At 73.6% G+C, this 13,727-nt stretch carries 17 protein-coding genes; 5 read left to right on the forward strand and 12 right to left on the reverse strand.

Features of this window, described 5'->3' with window-relative positions; translation table 11 throughout:
• Positions 1–284 precede the first annotated feature (284 nt).
• Positions 285–611 carry a WhiB family transcriptional regulator gene (locus ACFV8H_RS07685; protein WP_375882144.1) on the forward strand — a complete coding sequence of 109 codons (327 nt, stop codon included), beginning with the start codon at positions 285–287 and terminating at the stop codon, positions 609–611.
• 88 nt (positions 612–699) lie between these two features.
• On the opposite strand, the gene ACFV8H_RS07690 is transcribed toward ACFV8H_RS07685, so the two are convergent.
• The 3 genes from ACFV8H_RS07690 to groES all read right to left on the reverse strand — a co-directional run bounded on the left by ACFV8H_RS07690 (position 700) and on the right by groES (position 3,886).
• The gene (locus ACFV8H_RS07690) at positions 700–1,698 is read right to left on the reverse strand and encodes a LysR family transcriptional regulator (RefSeq protein WP_380397365.1); all 999 of its coding nucleotides are present in this window, start codon (positions 1,696–1,698) and stop codon (positions 700–702) included.
• Positions 1,699–1,839: 141 nt separating this feature from the next.
• Positions 1,840–3,468, reverse strand: coding sequence for a chaperonin GroEL (gene groL, locus ACFV8H_RS07695; RefSeq protein WP_380397367.1), 1,629 nt, complete (start codon positions 3,466–3,468; stop codon positions 1,840–1,842).
• 112 nt (positions 3,469–3,580) lie between these two features.
• Positions 3,581–3,886, reverse strand: a complete 306-nt coding sequence (groES, locus tag ACFV8H_RS07700; RefSeq protein WP_014136232.1) for a co-chaperone GroES — start codon at positions 3,884–3,886, stop codon at positions 3,581–3,583.
• A 248-nt stretch (positions 3,887–4,134) separates the two neighbouring features.
• Here groES and ACFV8H_RS07705 point away from each other — a divergent pair, with 248 nt between their 5' ends.
• Genes ACFV8H_RS07705 through ACFV8H_RS07715 form a run of 3 tightly spaced genes read left to right on the forward strand, consistent with a single transcriptional unit; the run spans position 4,135 to position 5,941 of the window.
• Complete coding sequence (locus tag ACFV8H_RS07705) at positions 4,135–4,470, forward strand: hypothetical protein (protein WP_380397369.1); 336 nt, start codon at positions 4,135–4,137, stop codon at positions 4,468–4,470.
• Entirely contained in the window at positions 4,467–4,757 is a 291-nt protein-coding gene (locus ACFV8H_RS07710; protein WP_380397371.1) for a hypothetical protein, read from the forward strand. The genes ACFV8H_RS07705 and ACFV8H_RS07710 overlap by 4 nt, the downstream gene beginning before the upstream one ends.
• A gap of 14 nt (positions 4,758–4,771) precedes the next feature.
• Positions 4,772–5,941, forward strand: a complete 1,170-nt coding sequence (locus ACFV8H_RS07715; RefSeq protein WP_380397423.1) for a methyltransferase domain-containing protein — start codon at positions 4,772–4,774, stop codon at positions 5,939–5,941.
• A 4-nt stretch (positions 5,942–5,945) separates the two neighbouring features.
• On the opposite strand, the gene ACFV8H_RS07720 is transcribed toward ACFV8H_RS07715, so the two are convergent.
• The 5 genes from ACFV8H_RS07720 to tsaB are packed head-to-tail and all read right to left on the reverse strand — an operon-like array spanning position 5,946 to position 9,472.
• Positions 5,946–6,860: a polysaccharide deacetylase family protein gene (locus tag ACFV8H_RS07720; protein WP_380397373.1), complete on the reverse strand. Its 915-nt coding sequence runs from the start codon at positions 6,858–6,860 to the stop codon at positions 5,946–5,948.
• A gap of 33 nt (positions 6,861–6,893) precedes the next feature.
• Positions 6,894–7,199 carry a hypothetical protein gene (locus tag ACFV8H_RS07725; RefSeq protein WP_380397375.1) on the reverse strand — a complete coding sequence of 102 codons (306 nt, stop codon included), beginning with the start codon at positions 7,197–7,199 and terminating at the stop codon, positions 6,894–6,896.
• Positions 7,196–8,302: a tRNA (adenosine(37)-N6)-threonylcarbamoyltransferase complex transferase subunit TsaD gene (tsaD, locus tag ACFV8H_RS07730; RefSeq protein WP_380397377.1), complete on the reverse strand. Its 1,107-nt coding sequence runs from the start codon at positions 8,300–8,302 to the stop codon at positions 7,196–7,198. The genes ACFV8H_RS07725 and tsaD overlap by 4 nt, the downstream gene beginning before the upstream one ends.
• Complete coding sequence (gene rimI, locus ACFV8H_RS07735; RefSeq protein WP_375882355.1) at positions 8,295–8,774, reverse strand: ribosomal protein S18-alanine N-acetyltransferase; 480 nt, start codon at positions 8,772–8,774, stop codon at positions 8,295–8,297. The genes tsaD and rimI overlap by 8 nt, the downstream gene beginning before the upstream one ends.
• Before the next feature lie 23 nt (positions 8,775–8,797).
• Positions 8,798–9,472 carry a tRNA (adenosine(37)-N6)-threonylcarbamoyltransferase complex dimerization subunit type 1 TsaB gene (gene tsaB, locus ACFV8H_RS07740; protein WP_375882127.1) on the reverse strand — a complete coding sequence of 225 codons (675 nt, stop codon included), beginning with the start codon at positions 9,470–9,472 and terminating at the stop codon, positions 8,798–8,800.
• Positions 9,473–9,628: 156 nt separating this feature from the next.
• On the opposite strand from tsaB, the gene ACFV8H_RS07745 reads away from it, so the two are divergent.
• The gene (locus ACFV8H_RS07745) at positions 9,629–10,195 is read left to right on the forward strand and encodes a hypothetical protein (RefSeq protein ID WP_380397425.1); all 567 of its coding nucleotides are present in this window, start codon (positions 9,629–9,631) and stop codon (positions 10,193–10,195) included.
• Between the two features lie 11 nt (positions 10,196–10,206).
• Here ACFV8H_RS07745 and ACFV8H_RS07750 read toward each other — a convergent pair whose 3' ends face one another.
• From ACFV8H_RS07750 to alr, 4 genes are all read right to left on the reverse strand, one after another.
• Positions 10,207–10,401: a hypothetical protein gene (locus ACFV8H_RS07750; RefSeq protein ID WP_380397379.1), complete on the reverse strand. Its 195-nt coding sequence runs from the start codon at positions 10,399–10,401 to the stop codon at positions 10,207–10,209.
• Between the two features lie 153 nt (positions 10,402–10,554).
• A complete protein-coding gene (tsaE, locus tag ACFV8H_RS07755; protein WP_375882122.1) occupies positions 10,555–11,049 on the reverse strand; it encodes a tRNA (adenosine(37)-N6)-threonylcarbamoyltransferase complex ATPase subunit type 1 TsaE in 495 nt (164 codons plus the stop codon).
• A 130-nt stretch (positions 11,050–11,179) separates the two neighbouring features.
• On the reverse strand, positions 11,180–12,493 hold the full coding sequence (locus ACFV8H_RS07760) for an alpha/beta fold hydrolase (RefSeq protein ID WP_380397381.1): 1,314 nt from the start codon (positions 12,491–12,493) through the stop codon (positions 11,180–11,182).
• Positions 12,490–13,701, reverse strand: a complete 1,212-nt coding sequence (alr, locus tag ACFV8H_RS07765; RefSeq protein ID WP_375882120.1) for an alanine racemase — start codon at positions 13,699–13,701, stop codon at positions 12,490–12,492. The genes ACFV8H_RS07760 and alr overlap by 4 nt, the downstream gene beginning before the upstream one ends.
• Positions 13,702–13,727 lie beyond the last annotated feature (26 nt).

Here is a 13,727-nt window from a genome sequence, read left to right on the forward strand (position 1 = left end):
CGGTGGGCGCACGACCCGCACGCCGGTACGGGTCGTCGCGCGCCCGTCGACCACCCGATTGCCACACCTCGCGCCCGCCGAACCCCTTGCCCACTTTGCCCGTTTTTATAGCTTTCGTATGGTCATTGACTGTTGTGCCAGTGTGTGGGTGACTTGTCCATGGAGTTGCCTTAAGTCATATTTCCAGGTGTCCACACCAGCGCGGGACGCCCCGCCGGGCACCGTTCGGCAGCAGCCCGCCGAAACGCCCGGCCGCCGCCGACCGCCTCTGAAGGGAATGAGCCATGGCAGATTTCTCCCGCCTCCCCGGTCCCAACGCGGACCTCTGGGACTGGCAGCTCTCGGCGGCCTGCCGCGGCGTGGACAGCTCGCTCTTCTTCCACCCGGAGGGTGAGCGCGGAGCGGCCCGCAGTTCGCGCGAGACCAGCGCCAAGGAGGTCTGCATGCGCTGCCCGGTGATCGCCGAGTGCGCGGCGCACGCCCTGGCGGTCCGCGAGCCTTACGGGGTCTGGGGCGGGATGACCGAGGACGAGCGCGAGGAGATGCTGGGCCGCTCGCGGCACCGCCTGGTGGAGGTCCCGTTGACCCCGCCGGCGGTCGCGCACCGTTAGACCCGCGTCCGCGGCGCGCCGTGAAGAAACGTTCCTTCGCGGCGCATCAGGTCGCTCCGCCCCCTCCCGGGAGCCCGGTCACCGATCGTCAGCGATCGGCGGCCGCACCCGCCAGCCGCTCCCGCATCAGCGCGACGGCCGGCACCTCGGCCAGGTCCGGCAGGGTGAGCGCCACCACCTGGCGCACCGCCGGCACCCCCGAGGCCGTCCGCACCGGAACCGTCGACACGCCGTCAGGACGCACCGACTGGAGGGCCAGCCGGGGCAGCACCGCCACCCCGAGCCCGGCCGCCACCAGGCCGACCACCGCCGGGTAGTCGTCGGTCGCGAAGTCGATCCGGGGCTCGAAACCCGCCCCCGCGCACAGCTCCACCAGGTGCCCCCGGCACTGCGGGCAGCCGGCGATCCACTGCTCCCCCGCCAGCTCCGCCAGCTCCACCGGACCGCCCCGCCCGGCCAGCGGGTGGGCGGCCGGCAGCAGGCCCACCAGCGGGTCGTCCAGCAGCGGGGTGACCACCAGGTCGGACCAGTCGGTGCCGGCCGACAGCTGCTGGGCCTCCAGGTTCGCCTCGGCCCGGGCCTCGCGCGGCGTGCCGTGCGCGGGGGCGGGCGCCGCGGCCGCACCGTCGGACTGCGGGTAGCGGAAGGCCAGCGCGATCTCGCACTCGCCGCCGCGCAGCATCGCCAGCGACTCCGGCGGCTCGGCCTCGACCAGCGACACGCGCACCCCCGGATGGCTGTCCCGCAGGCGGGCGACCGCGGGCGGCACCAGGGTGGAACTCGCGGTCGGGAAGGAGACCAGCCGCACCCGGCCGGCCCGCAACCCGGCGATCGCGGCCACCTCCTCCTCGGCAGCGGAGAGCCCGGCCAGGATCCCGGTGGCATGCTTGAGCAGGACCCGCCCGGCCTCGCTGAGCTGCATCCCGCGGCCCGAGCGGACCACCAGCGGGGTGTCCACCGACTTCTCCAGGGCCTTCATCTGCTGGCTGATGGCGGGCTGGGTGCACCCCAGCTCGCGGGCGGCGGCGGAGAAGGAGCCGGTGCGGGCGACGGCACGCAGGACGCGCAGGTGGCGGGCCTCGATCATGCCTCAGTTATAAGGCAATCTTTGCATTCTGCAAAATTCTACTGATAGTTGAAACCTCAAACGCACCGACCGAACAACGGCCGGAGGCCCGGTCCGACTCCCCGAGGGAGTGGACCGGGCCTCCGGTCAGGCGTCGGTGCCTCAGTGCGAGTGGCCGTGACCGCCGTGCGAGTGACCGGCGTCGGCCTCCTCCTCCTTCTTCTCCACCACGAGGGTCTCGGTGGTGAGGAGCAGGGAGGCGATCGAGGCGGCGTTCTCCAGCGCGGAGCGGGTGACCTTGACCGGGTCGATGACGCCGGCCTTCAGCAGGTCGCCGTACTCGCCGGTGGCCGCGTTGAAGCCGTGACCGGCCTCCAGCTCGGCGACCTTGTGGGTGATGACGTAGCCCTCGAGGCCGGCGTTCTGGGCGATCCAGCGCAGCGGCTCGTGCAGCGCCTTGCGGACCACGGCGACACCGGTGGCCTCGTCACCCGACAGGCCCAGGCCGTCGTTCAGCACCTTGGCGGCGTGCACCAGCGAGGCGCCACCGCCGGCGACGATGCCCTCCTCGACCGCGGCGCGGGTCGCCGAGATGGCGTCCTCCAGGCGGTGCTTGCGCTCCTTGAGCTCCACCTCGGTGGCGGCGCCGACCTTGATGACGCAGACGCCGCCGGCCAGCTTGGCCAGGCGCTCCTGCAGCTTCTCGCGGTCCCAGTCGGAGTCGGTCGCGGCGATCTCGCCCTTGATCTGGGCGACGCGGCCGGCCACGGCCTCGGAGTCACCGGCACCGTCGACGACGGTGGTCTCGTCCTTGGTGATGGTCACGCGGCGGGCGGTGCCCAGCAGGTCCAGACCGGCCTGGTCGAGCTTGAGGCCGACCTCCTCGGAGATGACCGTGCCGCCGGTGAGGACGGCCAGGTCGCCGAGGATCGCCTTGCGGCGGTCGCCGAAGCCCGGGGCCTTGACGGCGACGGCGTTGAAGGTGCCGCGGATCTTGTTCACGACCAGGGTCGACAGCGCCTCGCCGTCGACGTCCTCGGCGATGATCAGCAGCGGCTTGGAGGCACCGCTCTGCAGGATCTTCTCCAGCAGCGGCAGCAGCTCCTGGATGGAGGAGATCTTGCCCTGGTTGATCAGGATGTACGGGTCCTCGAGGACCGCTTCCTGGCGCTCGGCGTCGGTGACGAAGTACGGCGACAGGTAGCCCTTGTCGAACTGCATGCCCTCGGTGAAGTCCAGCTCCACGCCGAAGGTGTTCGACTCCTCGACGGTGATGACACCGTCCTTGCCGACCTTGTCGATCGCCTCGGCGATCAGCTCGCCGACCTGGGTGTCCTGCGCGGAGAGGGACGCGACGGCGGCGACGTCGTCCTTGCCCTCGATCTCGCGGGCGATGGACAGCAGGTGCTCGGAGACGGCGGCGACGGCCTTGTCGATGCCCTTCTTGAGGGCGGCCGGGCCGGCACCGGCGGCGACGTTGCGCAGACCCTCGTTGACCAGGGCCTGGGCCAGCACGGTGGCGGTGGTGGTGCCGTCACCCGCGACGTCGTTGGTCTTGGTGGCGACCTCCTTGACGAGCTGCGCGCCAAGGTTCTCGTACGGGTCGTCCAGCTCGACCTCACGGGCGATGGTGACACCGTCGTTGGTGATGGTCGGGGCGCCGAACTTCTTGTCGATGACGACGTTGCGGCCCTTGGGGCCGATGGTCACCTTGACGGTGTCGGCCAGCTTGTTGACACCGCGCTCCAGCGAGCGGCGGGCGTCCTCGTCGAACTGCAGGATCTTCGCCATGTTCCCTATTCCCTCGGGGCTGCGGCCGGCCGGCCGCCGAACTACGTGAACCAACAACCACGCCCCGGGCCCCTGTCACTAGGGACACGGATCCGGGGCGGGTCGGAACGACTTACTTCTCGATGATGGCGAGAACGTCGCGGGCGGAGAGGACGAGGTACTCCTCGCCCTGGTACTTCACCTCAGTGCCGCCGTACTTCGAGTACAGGACGATGTCACCCACGGCGACGTCGAGCGGCAGACGCTGGCCGTCCTCGAAGCGGCCCGGGCCGACAGCCAGGACGACGCCCTCCTGGGGCTTCTCCTTGGCGGTGTCCGGGATAACCAGGCCGGAGGCCGTGGTGGTCTCGGCGTCGAGCGGCTGGACCACAATGCGGTCCTCGAGCGGCTTGATGGCAACCTTGCTGCTGGTGGTCACGTCCGAGCTCCCCTTCGGAGATTACGGGGTTTTCTAACGGGTAGGGGCGAACCTGCGTACCTGCCGTCGCGGGGGTCAGGCACACGTCTTCGCATTAGCACTCCCCCAGTGGGGAGTGCCAAGGACGACCATAGGCTGCCGTTAGCACTCAGTCAACCAGAGTGCCAACGACGCGCCCTGCGGACTCGACCCGCGGATGAGTAGCCGTACTCATGTGCGATGCCCAGCCGGGCGGCCAGACTCCTGCCATGACCCCGATCCCGATGCGCGTCGGGCCGGCCCGGCTCAAGGACGCGGCGCTCGCCCTGCTGGCACTGCCCCTGCTCGGAGCGGTGCTCCCGTTCGTCGTCTTCTGTCTCGTCGCCTGCACGGGCGGCGGCCCGGGCACCGGGGACGACGGGGACGGGAGCGCGTGGGCCTTCCTCGGCTACGGGATGGTCGCCGGTCCTGCGGCCGCCCTGGCGGCGGCCGTCCTGGTGGCCGCACGCAGCCGCCGCTCCGGCTACTCGCTCCTCCCGGGCGCCGCCGCGCTCGCGCCGTTCCTGCTGCCCGCCGTCCTCTCCTCGGGCATCCTGTGGCGGTGACCCGACCACCGGCGCAACCGCGGATCCACTGGGCAACAGACCTGCTGCTCTCCCTCGTGGTGGTCCTCGGCCTGTTCGTGGCCGTCGCCGCCGGAGCGGTGGCGTGCTTCGTCCTGACCGGCCTCACCCACGCGTGGAAGGCCTCGGCCGTCGTCGTCGGCGCGGCCCTGCTCGCCGCCCTGGCACTGACCGCACGCGGCAGCCGTCGGCTCGGTTACCGGATCACCCCCTGGGTCGCGGTGGCGACGCCGTTCGCGCTGGCACTGGCGGCCCTGCTGACGGGCTGACCGGTCAGAATGACCTGGTGGACACCGAGAACCTCCAGCCCCTGCTGACCCCCGAGGGTCAGGCCCTGCTCGCCGAGCTGCGCGAGTTCACCCCCGAGGAGGAGCTGGCGCTGGCCACCCGGCTGCGGCGGGAGCACCCGGCGGAGCTGGTGTCGGCGGCGTTCGGCCAGGCGCGGCTGCGGCAGCGGGCGCGGGCGAAGTTCGGGGCGGACGCCGACCTGATGTACTTCACGCCCAACGGGGTCGAGCAGTCCACCCGGCGCAGCGTGGCCGAGTGGCGGGCCCGCCGCTTCGCCGAGCTGGGCGTACGGCGCCTGGCGGACCTCTGCTGCGGCATCGGCGGGGACGTGCTGGCCCTGGCCCGGGCCGGGATCCGGGTGCTGGCCGTCGACAGGGACCCGGCGGCCTGCGCCGCCACCGCCGCCAACGCCGCCGCGCTGGGCCTGTCGGAGCTGGTGGAGGTGCGCTGCGCGGACGTCGCCGAGGTGGACGTCACCGGCTACGACGCGGTGTTCACCGACCCGGCGCGGCGCACCTCGCGCGGCCGGGTGTTCGACCCGGAGGCGTACGCCCCGCCGCTGTCCTGGGCGGTCGAGGCCGGGCGGCGGACCCCGATCGGCGCGTTGAAGGTCGCTCCGGGCATCCCGCACGAGGCCGTCCCGGCGGACGCCGAGGCCGAGTGGGTCTCCGACCACGGGGACGTCAAGGAGGCGGTGCTCTGGTTCGGCACCGGGGCGGTCCGCCCGCACCGCGCGACCCTGCTGCCGCACGGCGACAGCCTGACCGGCGGCGACCTGCCCGACCCGCCGGCCGGCCCGGTCGGGCGCTACCTGTACGAGCCGGACGGCGCGGTGATCCGGGCGCACCTGGTGGCCGAGGTGGCCGGGCAGGTCGACGGCCGGCTGATCGACCCGAAGATCGCCTACGTGACCTCGGACCGCCTGGTCGCCACCCCGTACGCGCACGCCTTCGAGCTCACCGACGTGCTCCCGTACAACGTCAAGAAGCTGAAGGCGCTGCTGCGCGAGCGCGCGGTCGGCACGGTGGTGATCAAGAAGCGCGGGATGGCGATCACCCCGGAGGAGCTGCGCCGCCAGCTCAAGCCCTCCGGGCCGAACTCCGTCACGGTGATCCTCAGCCGCACCGACAAGGGGCCGCTGATGATGCTGGGCCGGCCGGTCTGAGCGGCTACGAGGCCGGCGCCTGGATGTAGTCCTCCAGCCGGGCCACCGAGAAGCCCTGCTCCTGGATCCGGGCCAGCAGGTCCGCGAACATCTGGGTCATGGTGGCGCCCTTGAGCTCCTTGGGGCCGCGGAAGTGCGCCAGGATGATGTCGCCGGACTTCAACTTCTTGTCGCCCGCCTGGTACTGCATGTCGTGGATCTGCATCGACTCGCGCCACAGCACGATCGCGCGCGGGCCGCACTGCTGCACCGAGGTGTTGAGCATCGGGGTGTTGGCGCCGTCGCCGAACGGCGGGCGGAACAGCAGCGGGGCGGTGCCGTACTGCTGGGTGAGCGCGGCCTGGTCCTCGCAGATCTCGGACTTCTGCTTGTCGGCCGACAGCTTGCTCATCACCGGGTGGGTGACGGTGTGGTTCTGGATGTGGTTGCCCAGTGCCTGGAGCGGCTTGAAGTAGCCGTAGTCGTTCTTGACGATGTCCTTGGTCAGGAACATCGAGATCGGCACCTTGAGGTCGGTCAGCATCTCGACGAACTTCGGGTCCTTCTCGGCGCCGTCGTCGATGGTGATGAAGACGACCTTGTCGGTGGTCTTCACGTCGCTGAACACCGGTACGGTGCCGGTGCGTTCGAGCTTGACGGGCTTGTCGGCGGGCGGCGCGGGGGCCGGGGCGAGCGGCTTGAGGTTCCACTTCGCCCAGGCCGCGGCGTCGCCCTGGGCCGGGGCCGCGCCGGGCGTGGTGGCCGCCGCGCCGGGGGTGCTTCCGGCGGGCGGCCGGGTCTGCTCCGCCGTCCCGGCCGTGCTCGCGGACGGGGCGGCGCTGCCGCCGCCCCCGTTGTCGCCGCACGCGGTGGCGAAGGCCAGCAGGGCCACCGCCCCCGCCACGTACGTCCTGGTCCTGCTCCGCCCGTCCCTGTTCACCGCACCGCGCTCCCGGTCCCGTCCAGCGTTCTCTCAGCTATGCACGGTAGCGCCGCCGCGGCGGTTCCCGTTCGGGCCCTGCTCGACGTGGTCGCTGGTGAAGGACCAGCGGTGCACCGGGCGGCCCAGCAGTTCGGTCGGCGGGTCGGCGACCGGCACGGGCGCACCGCTCCACCAGGTGATCAGCAGCACCCGCTCGCCGGGGGCGGAGAGCAGTTCGAGGCGCTCCAGCCCGGCCGCGCCGCGCAGCGCGGGAAGAGCGGACTCCCTTGCCCAGGCGGCGAGTTCGGCCCCGCGGCCGTCCGCCGCGCGGGCCTCCCACATCGCGGCGACGGTCACGCGGCGCCGCCGCCGAGGGCCTGGTAGGCCTGGCCGTGGACGTCGCCGTGCCCGGCTCCCCCGGCCGGGACGTGGACGTCGGTGACGGGCAGCGAGGAGTCCGCGGACAGCTCGAAGGCGGAGGGGGTGCGGCCGCGCCACACCATCTCGGAGCCCAGCGCCGCCACCATCGCGCCGTTGTCGGTGCACAGGCCCGGCCGGGGCACCCGCAGCCGGATGCCGGCCCGGTCGCAGCGCTGCTGGGCCATCTCGCGCAGCCGGGAGTTGGCCGCGACGCCGCCGCCGATCATCAGGTGGTCGACGCCGCTGTCCTTGCAGGCCTTGACGGCCTTGCGGGTGAGCACGTCGGTGACCGCCTCCTGGAAGGAGGCGGCGACGTCGGCGATCGGCACCTCCTCGCCGGCCCGGCGCTTGGCCTCCACCCAGCGGGCGACGGCGGTCTTCAGGCCGGAGAAGGAGAAGTCGTACGCGGGGTCGTTCTTCCCGGTCAGGCCGCGCGGGAAGGCGATCGCCTTCGGGTCGCCCTCGCGGGCCTTCCGGTCGACGATCGGGCCGCCGGGGAAGCCCAGGCCGAGCACCCGGGCGACCTTGTCGAAGGCCTCGCCGGCCGCGTCGTCGATGGTCGCGCCGAGCGGGCGGACGTCGGTGGTGATGTCCTCGCTGAGCAGCAGCGAGGAGTGCCCGCCGGAGACCAGCAGGGCCATCGTCGGCGAGGGCAGCCGGCCGTGCTCCAGCTGGTCGACGCAGATGTGCGAGGCGAGGTGGTTGACCCCGTACAGCGGCTTGTCGAGCGCCCAGGCGTACGCCTTGGCCGCGCTGACGCCGACCAGCAGCGCGCCCGCCAGGCCGGGGCCGGCGGTGACGGCGATGCCGTCCAGGTCACTGGCCTTGATGCCGGCGGTGTCCAGGGCCCGCTGGATGGTCGGGACCATCGCCTCCAGGTGGGCGCGGCTGGCGATCTCCGGGACGACCCCGCCGAACCGGGCGTGGTCGTTGACGCTGGAGGCGACCGCGTCGGCCAACAGCGTGGTGCCGCGCACGATGCCGACGCCGGTCTCGTCGCAGGAGGTCTCGATGCCGAGGACGAGCGGTTCGTCAGCCATGGGGGGTGTCCTTCGGTTCCTTCGGGTCAGTGCTCGGGTGTTCGAGGCGCATCACCAGCGCGTCGACGTTGGCGGGCTGGTAGTAGCCGCGCCGGATGCCCACCGGTTCGAAGCCGTGGCGCTCGTACAGCCGCTGGGCGCGCTGGTTGTCCACCCGCACCTCCAGCAGCAGGTCGGCGCAGCCGCGCCGGGCGGCCTCGTGGATCAGGTCGGTGAGCAGGGCGGTGCCGAGGCCGGCGCCCTGGTGGCGCTCGTCCACGGCGATGGTCTGGACGTCGCCGTCGCCGGCGACGGCCATCAGGCCGGCGTAGCCGACGATCGTGCCGTCCGCAGCGGTGGCGACCGAGTAGTGGCGGGTGCCGCCGGGGTGGGCCTCGGCGAGCTCGGACCAGAACATCCCGGAGGACCAGGCGTCCTCGGGGAACAGCCTGAGTTCCAGGTCCAGCACCGGCTCGATGTCCCACCAGCGCATCGGGCGCAGGGTGGTGCCGTGGTTCACGCCGGGAGCACCGCCTTGCCCCCCAGAACGTTCTTGTAGCCCGCCGGGACCTGGGCGTCCGGGCGGCGCAGGTACAGCGGCACGTTCGGCAGCAGCTCACGCCCGGCGGCCAGCTCGGCGGCGGCGAAGCCGGCCAGGGCGCCGGCCGAGACGTGCTCGGGGCCGCCGGCGCCCGGGAAGGCCTCGGGGTAGAGCAGCGCGCCGGCGCCCACCGAGCGGGCGGCGGGCGTCAGCTCGGCCGGGCGGTCCACGCCGGGGCCCTCGGTGCGGTTGCCGTCGGCGTCGTAGGAGGCCCAGTAGACCTCCTTGCGGCGCGCGTCGGTGGCGACCGTGAACGGCTGCCCGGTCAGGCCCTCGGCGCGGGCCTGGAAGGCGATCGCGTCCAGGGTGCAGACGCCGTGCACCGGCAGGCCGAGCGCGTGGCCGAGCGCGGCGGCGGTCACGAGGCCGACCCGCAGGCCGGTGTACGGGCCCGGGCCGACGCCGACCGCGATGCCGGTGAGCCGACTCTTGTCCACTCCGGCGGCCCGCAGGACCTGGTCGATCGCGGGCAGCAGCAGTTCGCCGTGGCGCCTGGCGTCGACCTGGTGGGTCTCGGCGAGGACGGCCGTGCCGTCGTGGACGGCGGCGGTGACGGCGGGGGTAGCGGTGTCGAACGCGAGCAGCAGCACGGGTCAAGGTTAGACCGACGTTGGGCCGACCGGACGATCGAGCGGGTGTCCCCATCCGGAACACACGTACTGGCCACTGCCGACCCGCCCCGGGGACCTGGCACGATAAGGGCGGTACGTACAGCGGACGGCGGCGGGAGCGGGCACGTGGCGAAGATGGGTCCTGGAGTGGTGGTCACGGGGTTGACCCTGGGGGCCCTGGCTGTGGTGAGCCTGCTGGCCTTCCAGGCCAACGGCGCCCAGGACCGCGCGGGCGGGGCCAAGCCGACCGTCGCCTCGACGTCCTCCGGCCCGGCCGCCTCCGCGACGCCGAGCGCCTCCGCCACCCCGACCGTCCCGCCGCTGCCGGCCACCTCGGGCAGCGGCACCCGGGTCGTCTACTCGGCCGGCGGCCACTTCGTCTGGCTGGTCGACCCGAAGAAGAACCCGCAGGTCGCGGCCGCCTTCCCGGTCACCCCGGGCTCGATCGAGCCCACCCCGGGCAGCTACTCGGTGTACAGCCGCACCCAGACCGCCACCGGGACGGACGGCAAGCAGATCGAGCACGTGGTGCGCTTCGCGCAGCAGAACGGCGTGGTGTTCGGATTCAGCGCGGCGCTGGACGGCAGCACGCCGACCGCCGACCCGAAGGCCAAGACCGGCGGCATCCGCAGCGGCCGCCCCGAGGGGCAGCTGCTCTGGGACTTCGCGCCGAACGGCACCAAGGTGGTCGTGGTCCCCTGAGGCCCGCCGCGTTACGCGGCCCGGGGCGTCCCGGCCTCGGGCTCCCCGGCCCGCCGGGCCTTCGGTTCGGGCGGGGTGGACACCGCCTCGGCGGCCGCGCAGGCGGCCAGCAGGGCCCGCATCGGCGCGCCCGGAGCGCGGTGGGCGGACTCTCCGGCCTCGGCGGCGCGGACGACGCGCTCCGGGGCGGGGGTGGTGCTCGACATGGCGCCTCCCTAGTTAGGCAGACCTAACCGCAGCACCCATCCCACCACGCCCGACGCCCCGCCCGCAACACCTTGCCGACGGCCTGTCGGCAAAACGGTGGAACCCGATCGACCGGGGCCCGGCAAGCCCGCAGGACACGCCCCGTGCGCGCCTCAGGCCAGCTCGGCCAGCGGGACGTCCGCCCAGCGCGCCCCGATGCCGGTGAGCAGCACCCGGCGCGGGTCGTGGTCCTCCCCGGCGGTGTCACCGATCGCCCGCTCGATCCGGACCTCCAGGCGCTCCTCGGACAGCCGCTCGACCTTGCCCTCGCCCCACTCGACCACGACCACCGACTCCGGCAGCGAGACGTCCAGATCGAGGTCCTCCATCTCGTCGAGGTCCCCGCCCAGCCGGTACGCGTCCACGTGCACCAGAGCCGGGCCGCCGACCAGCGAGGGGTGCACCCGGGCGATCACGAAGGTCGGCGAGGTCACCGCCCCGCGGACCTGCAGCCCCTCCCCCAGGCCCCGGGTCAGCGTGGTCTTCCCCGCTCCCAGCTCACCGGAGAGCAGCACCAGGTCCCCCGGCCGCAGCAGCGCGGCCAGCTCCCGGCCGAGCCGGCCCATCCGCTCCGGAGTGGGGACGGTCAGAGTGGCGTGCGAGCCCATGCGCGTGTCTTGCCCTTCGGTCCGTAGCGGCGCACCGACCACCGGCCGCCACCGCTTACCGTGCCACATCACCGCACCCCGCCGTGGCGCGCGGGTGCCCGGGCGGGCCCGGCGGGGGCCCGGGCCGGTCTCAGGCGGGGTCGACGGCCGGATCCGGGTCCGCGTCCGGGGTCGCGCCCACCGGGGCCCGGTCCTCCCGGGGCGGTTCGGCCGCGAGTGCGAGGACGGCTGGCGGCAGCGGCGCGGCACCGGCGAAGTCGGCGGCCCGGCGCAGCAGCCGTGCCAGCTCGTGGTCGACCAGCTCCGGGCGCTCCAGCAGCACCAGGTGCCCGGCGCCCTCGGCCAGGACGAGTTCGGCCCCCGGCAGACGCTCGGCCATCGCCTCGCTGTGCGCCGAGGGCGTCAGCAGGTCCTTCGTCCCGGCCAGCACCAGGGCCGGGAGGCCGCGCAGGGCGGCCAGCGCCCCGTACTTCTCGTGCGCGCCGAACACCGGGTAGAACTCGGCGACCACGTCGATCGGGGTGGCGTCCAGCAGTTGCTCGGCGAAGCGCACCACGCCGGGATCGACGTCCCGGCCGCCGAAGGAGAACCGCCGGTAGAACACGGCGGCCACGTCCGAGCCGATCCGCCGGCTCGCCTCCACCAGGTCGACCTGACGGCCGAGCAGCTTCACCACCCCGGGCGCGACCCTCTTGAACAGCTTGGCCCCGGCCTTCGGCAGGCCGAGGCTCACCTCGTTCCAGTCCCCCGCCAGGGTGCCGACCAGCGCGACCCCGGCGACCCTCGTCCGGAACAGCTCCGGGTGCTGGTCGGCCAGGGCCATCACCGTCATGCCGCCCATCGAATGGCCCACCAGCACCAGCGGCCCGGTCGGCGCGACGGCGTCGACCACCGCCTTGAGGTCACCGCCCAGCTGGTCGATGCTGGCCGGCTCGCCCGCCAGGTAGGAGCGGGAGCGCTCGGAGCGGCCGTGGCTGCGCTGGTCCCAGAAGACCAGCCGCAGGCCCTCGCGCAGCACCGCCCGCTGGAAGTGCCAGCTGTCCTGGTTGAGGCAGTAGCCGTGGCTGAACACCACGGTCAGCGGCGGTGGAAGGAGGCTGCTGTTCGCCCGCTCGCCTCCGGCCTGCTCCGCCGCGTCGCCGTCCGGCTCGTCCCAGCCGGTGCCGTCCAGCTCGACGTACAGCTCGGTGCCGTCCGGCGCGGCCACCGTCAGCGGGCGCCCGCGCAGCGAGCCGTACGGGGCGGTCGCCTCCAGCTCGGCCCGGGCCCGGCGGCGCATCGCCCGGCCGACCGTCAGCCGCTCGATCGCGACGCCCGCGGCCGCGCCGGCCGCCAGCACGCCGACCGAGATCCCGATCACACCGGCCCGGCTCACCCCGGTGGCCGCGCCGGCCGCCTTGGCCACCGCCGCGACCGGGTTGCTGTCGGCCGGCGTGTCGGTCATGCCGCGCGGCCCCCGTCACGGCCGCCGTCGTGGCTGCCGTCCAGGTAGCGGCGGGGCACCCGCGCGCCGATCCGGGTGATGATCTCGTACGAGATGGTGCCGCAGGCGCGGGCCCAGTCCTCGGCGGTCGGCTCACCGCGTTCGCCGTTGCCGAACACCAGCACCTCGTCGCCGGTCTCGGGGGTATCACCGCCCAGGTCCACCACGAACTGGTCCATCGCGACCCGGCCGGCCACCGTGCGCCACTTGCCGCCGATCTGCACCGGGCCGGTGCCGCTGCCGTGCCGCGGGACGCCGTCGCCGTAGCCGACCGGGACCAGCCCCAGCGTGGTCGGACCGGGCGTCACGTAGTGGTGGCCGTAGCTGACCCCGTGCCCGCCGGGGACGTGCTTGACCAGTGCCAGCCGGGCGGACAGCGCCATCACCGGGCGCAGCCCGAAGTCGGCCGGCGAGCCCACCTCGGGCACCGGCGACAGCCCGTACGCGGCCAGGCCGGTGCGGACCAGGTCGAAGTGCGACTCGGGCAGCAGCAGGGTGGCCGGGGAGTTGGCCAGGTGCCGGACCTCGGGGCGCAGCCCGGCGGCCTCGGCCTGCGCCAGCGCGGCGCGGAAGGAGTCCAACTGGGCCTGGATGGACGGGTGGCCGGGCTCGTCGGCGGCGGCGAAGTGCGACCAGACGCCGACGACCCGCAGCAGCCCCTCCGCCTCGGCCCGCCGGGCCTCGGCGACCAGCTGCGGCCAGTCGTGCGGCTGGCAGCCGTTGCGGCCGAGGCCGGTGTCGGCCTTGAGGTGGACGCGCGCCGGAACGCCGGTCTGCCGAACGGCCGTCAGCAGCTCCTCCAGCGCCCACCGGCCGCTGACCGAGATGTCCAGGTCCGCACGCAGCGCCTCGCGCCACGGCCCGCCCGGCGTCCACAGCCAGCACAGGATGCGGGCCTGCTCGGGGCGGATGCCCGCGGCCCGCAGCGCCAGCGCCTCGTCCGGCGTCGCACAGCCGAGCCAGCCGACCCCGTTCGCGACCGCCTCGCGGGCACACTCGACCGCGCCGTGGCCGTAGGCGTCCGCCTTGACCGCGAGCATCACCGCCGTGCTCCCGACGCGTTCCCGCAGGGAGGCGAGGTTGCCGCGCAGGGCGGCGAGATCGATGGTCGCCTCGGCCCGTACGCCGTCGGTGAGGGTGGCCGTGCCGGTCGTGTTCGCAGTTGTCATCAGGGTCAGTCTCCCAGACGTCCCGG

The organism is Kitasatospora sp. NPDC059827, assembly GCF_042731675.1.
In the GTDB taxonomy this organism is placed as follows: Bacteria; Actinomycetota; Actinomycetes; order Streptomycetales; family Streptomycetaceae; genus Kitasatospora.

Bases quoted from the DNA above. Each gene is read 5' to 3' on its own strand.
- ACFV8H_RS07685 (WP_375882144.1), top strand. From the start codon at position 285: ATGGCAGATTTCTCCCGCCTCCCCGGTCCCAACGCGGACCTCTGGGAC.
- ACFV8H_RS07690 (WP_380397365.1), bottom strand. From the start codon at position 1,698: ATGATCGAGGCCCGCCACCTGCGCGTCCTGCGTGCCGTCGCCCGCACC.
- groL (WP_380397367.1), bottom strand. From the start codon at position 3,468: ATGGCGAAGATCCTGCAGTTCGACGAGGACGCCCGCCGCTCGCTGGAG.
- ACFV8H_RS07705 (WP_380397369.1), top strand. From the start codon at position 4,135: ATGACCCCGATCCCGATGCGCGTCGGGCCGGCCCGGCTCAAGGACGCG.
- tsaD (WP_380397377.1), bottom strand. From the start codon at position 8,302: ATGGCTGACGAACCGCTCGTCCTCGGCATCGAGACCTCCTGCGACGAG.
- rimI (WP_375882355.1), bottom strand. From the start codon at position 8,774: ATGCGCTGGTGGGACATCGAGCCGGTGCTGGACCTGGAACTCAGGCTG.
- ACFV8H_RS07745 (WP_380397425.1), top strand. From the start codon at position 9,629: ATGGGTCCTGGAGTGGTGGTCACGGGGTTGACCCTGGGGGCCCTGGCT.
- ACFV8H_RS07750 (WP_380397379.1), bottom strand. From the start codon at position 10,401: ATGTCGAGCACCACCCCCGCCCCGGAGCGCGTCGTCCGCGCCGCCGAG.
- tsaE (WP_375882122.1), bottom strand. From the start codon at position 11,049: ATGGGCTCGCACGCCACTCTGACCGTCCCCACTCCGGAGCGGATGGGC.
- ACFV8H_RS07760 (WP_380397381.1), bottom strand. From the start codon at position 12,493: ATGACCGACACGCCGGCCGACAGCAACCCGGTCGCGGCGGTGGCCAAG.
- alr (WP_375882120.1), bottom strand. From the start codon at position 13,701: ATGACAACTGCGAACACGACCGGCACGGCCACCCTCACCGACGGCGTA.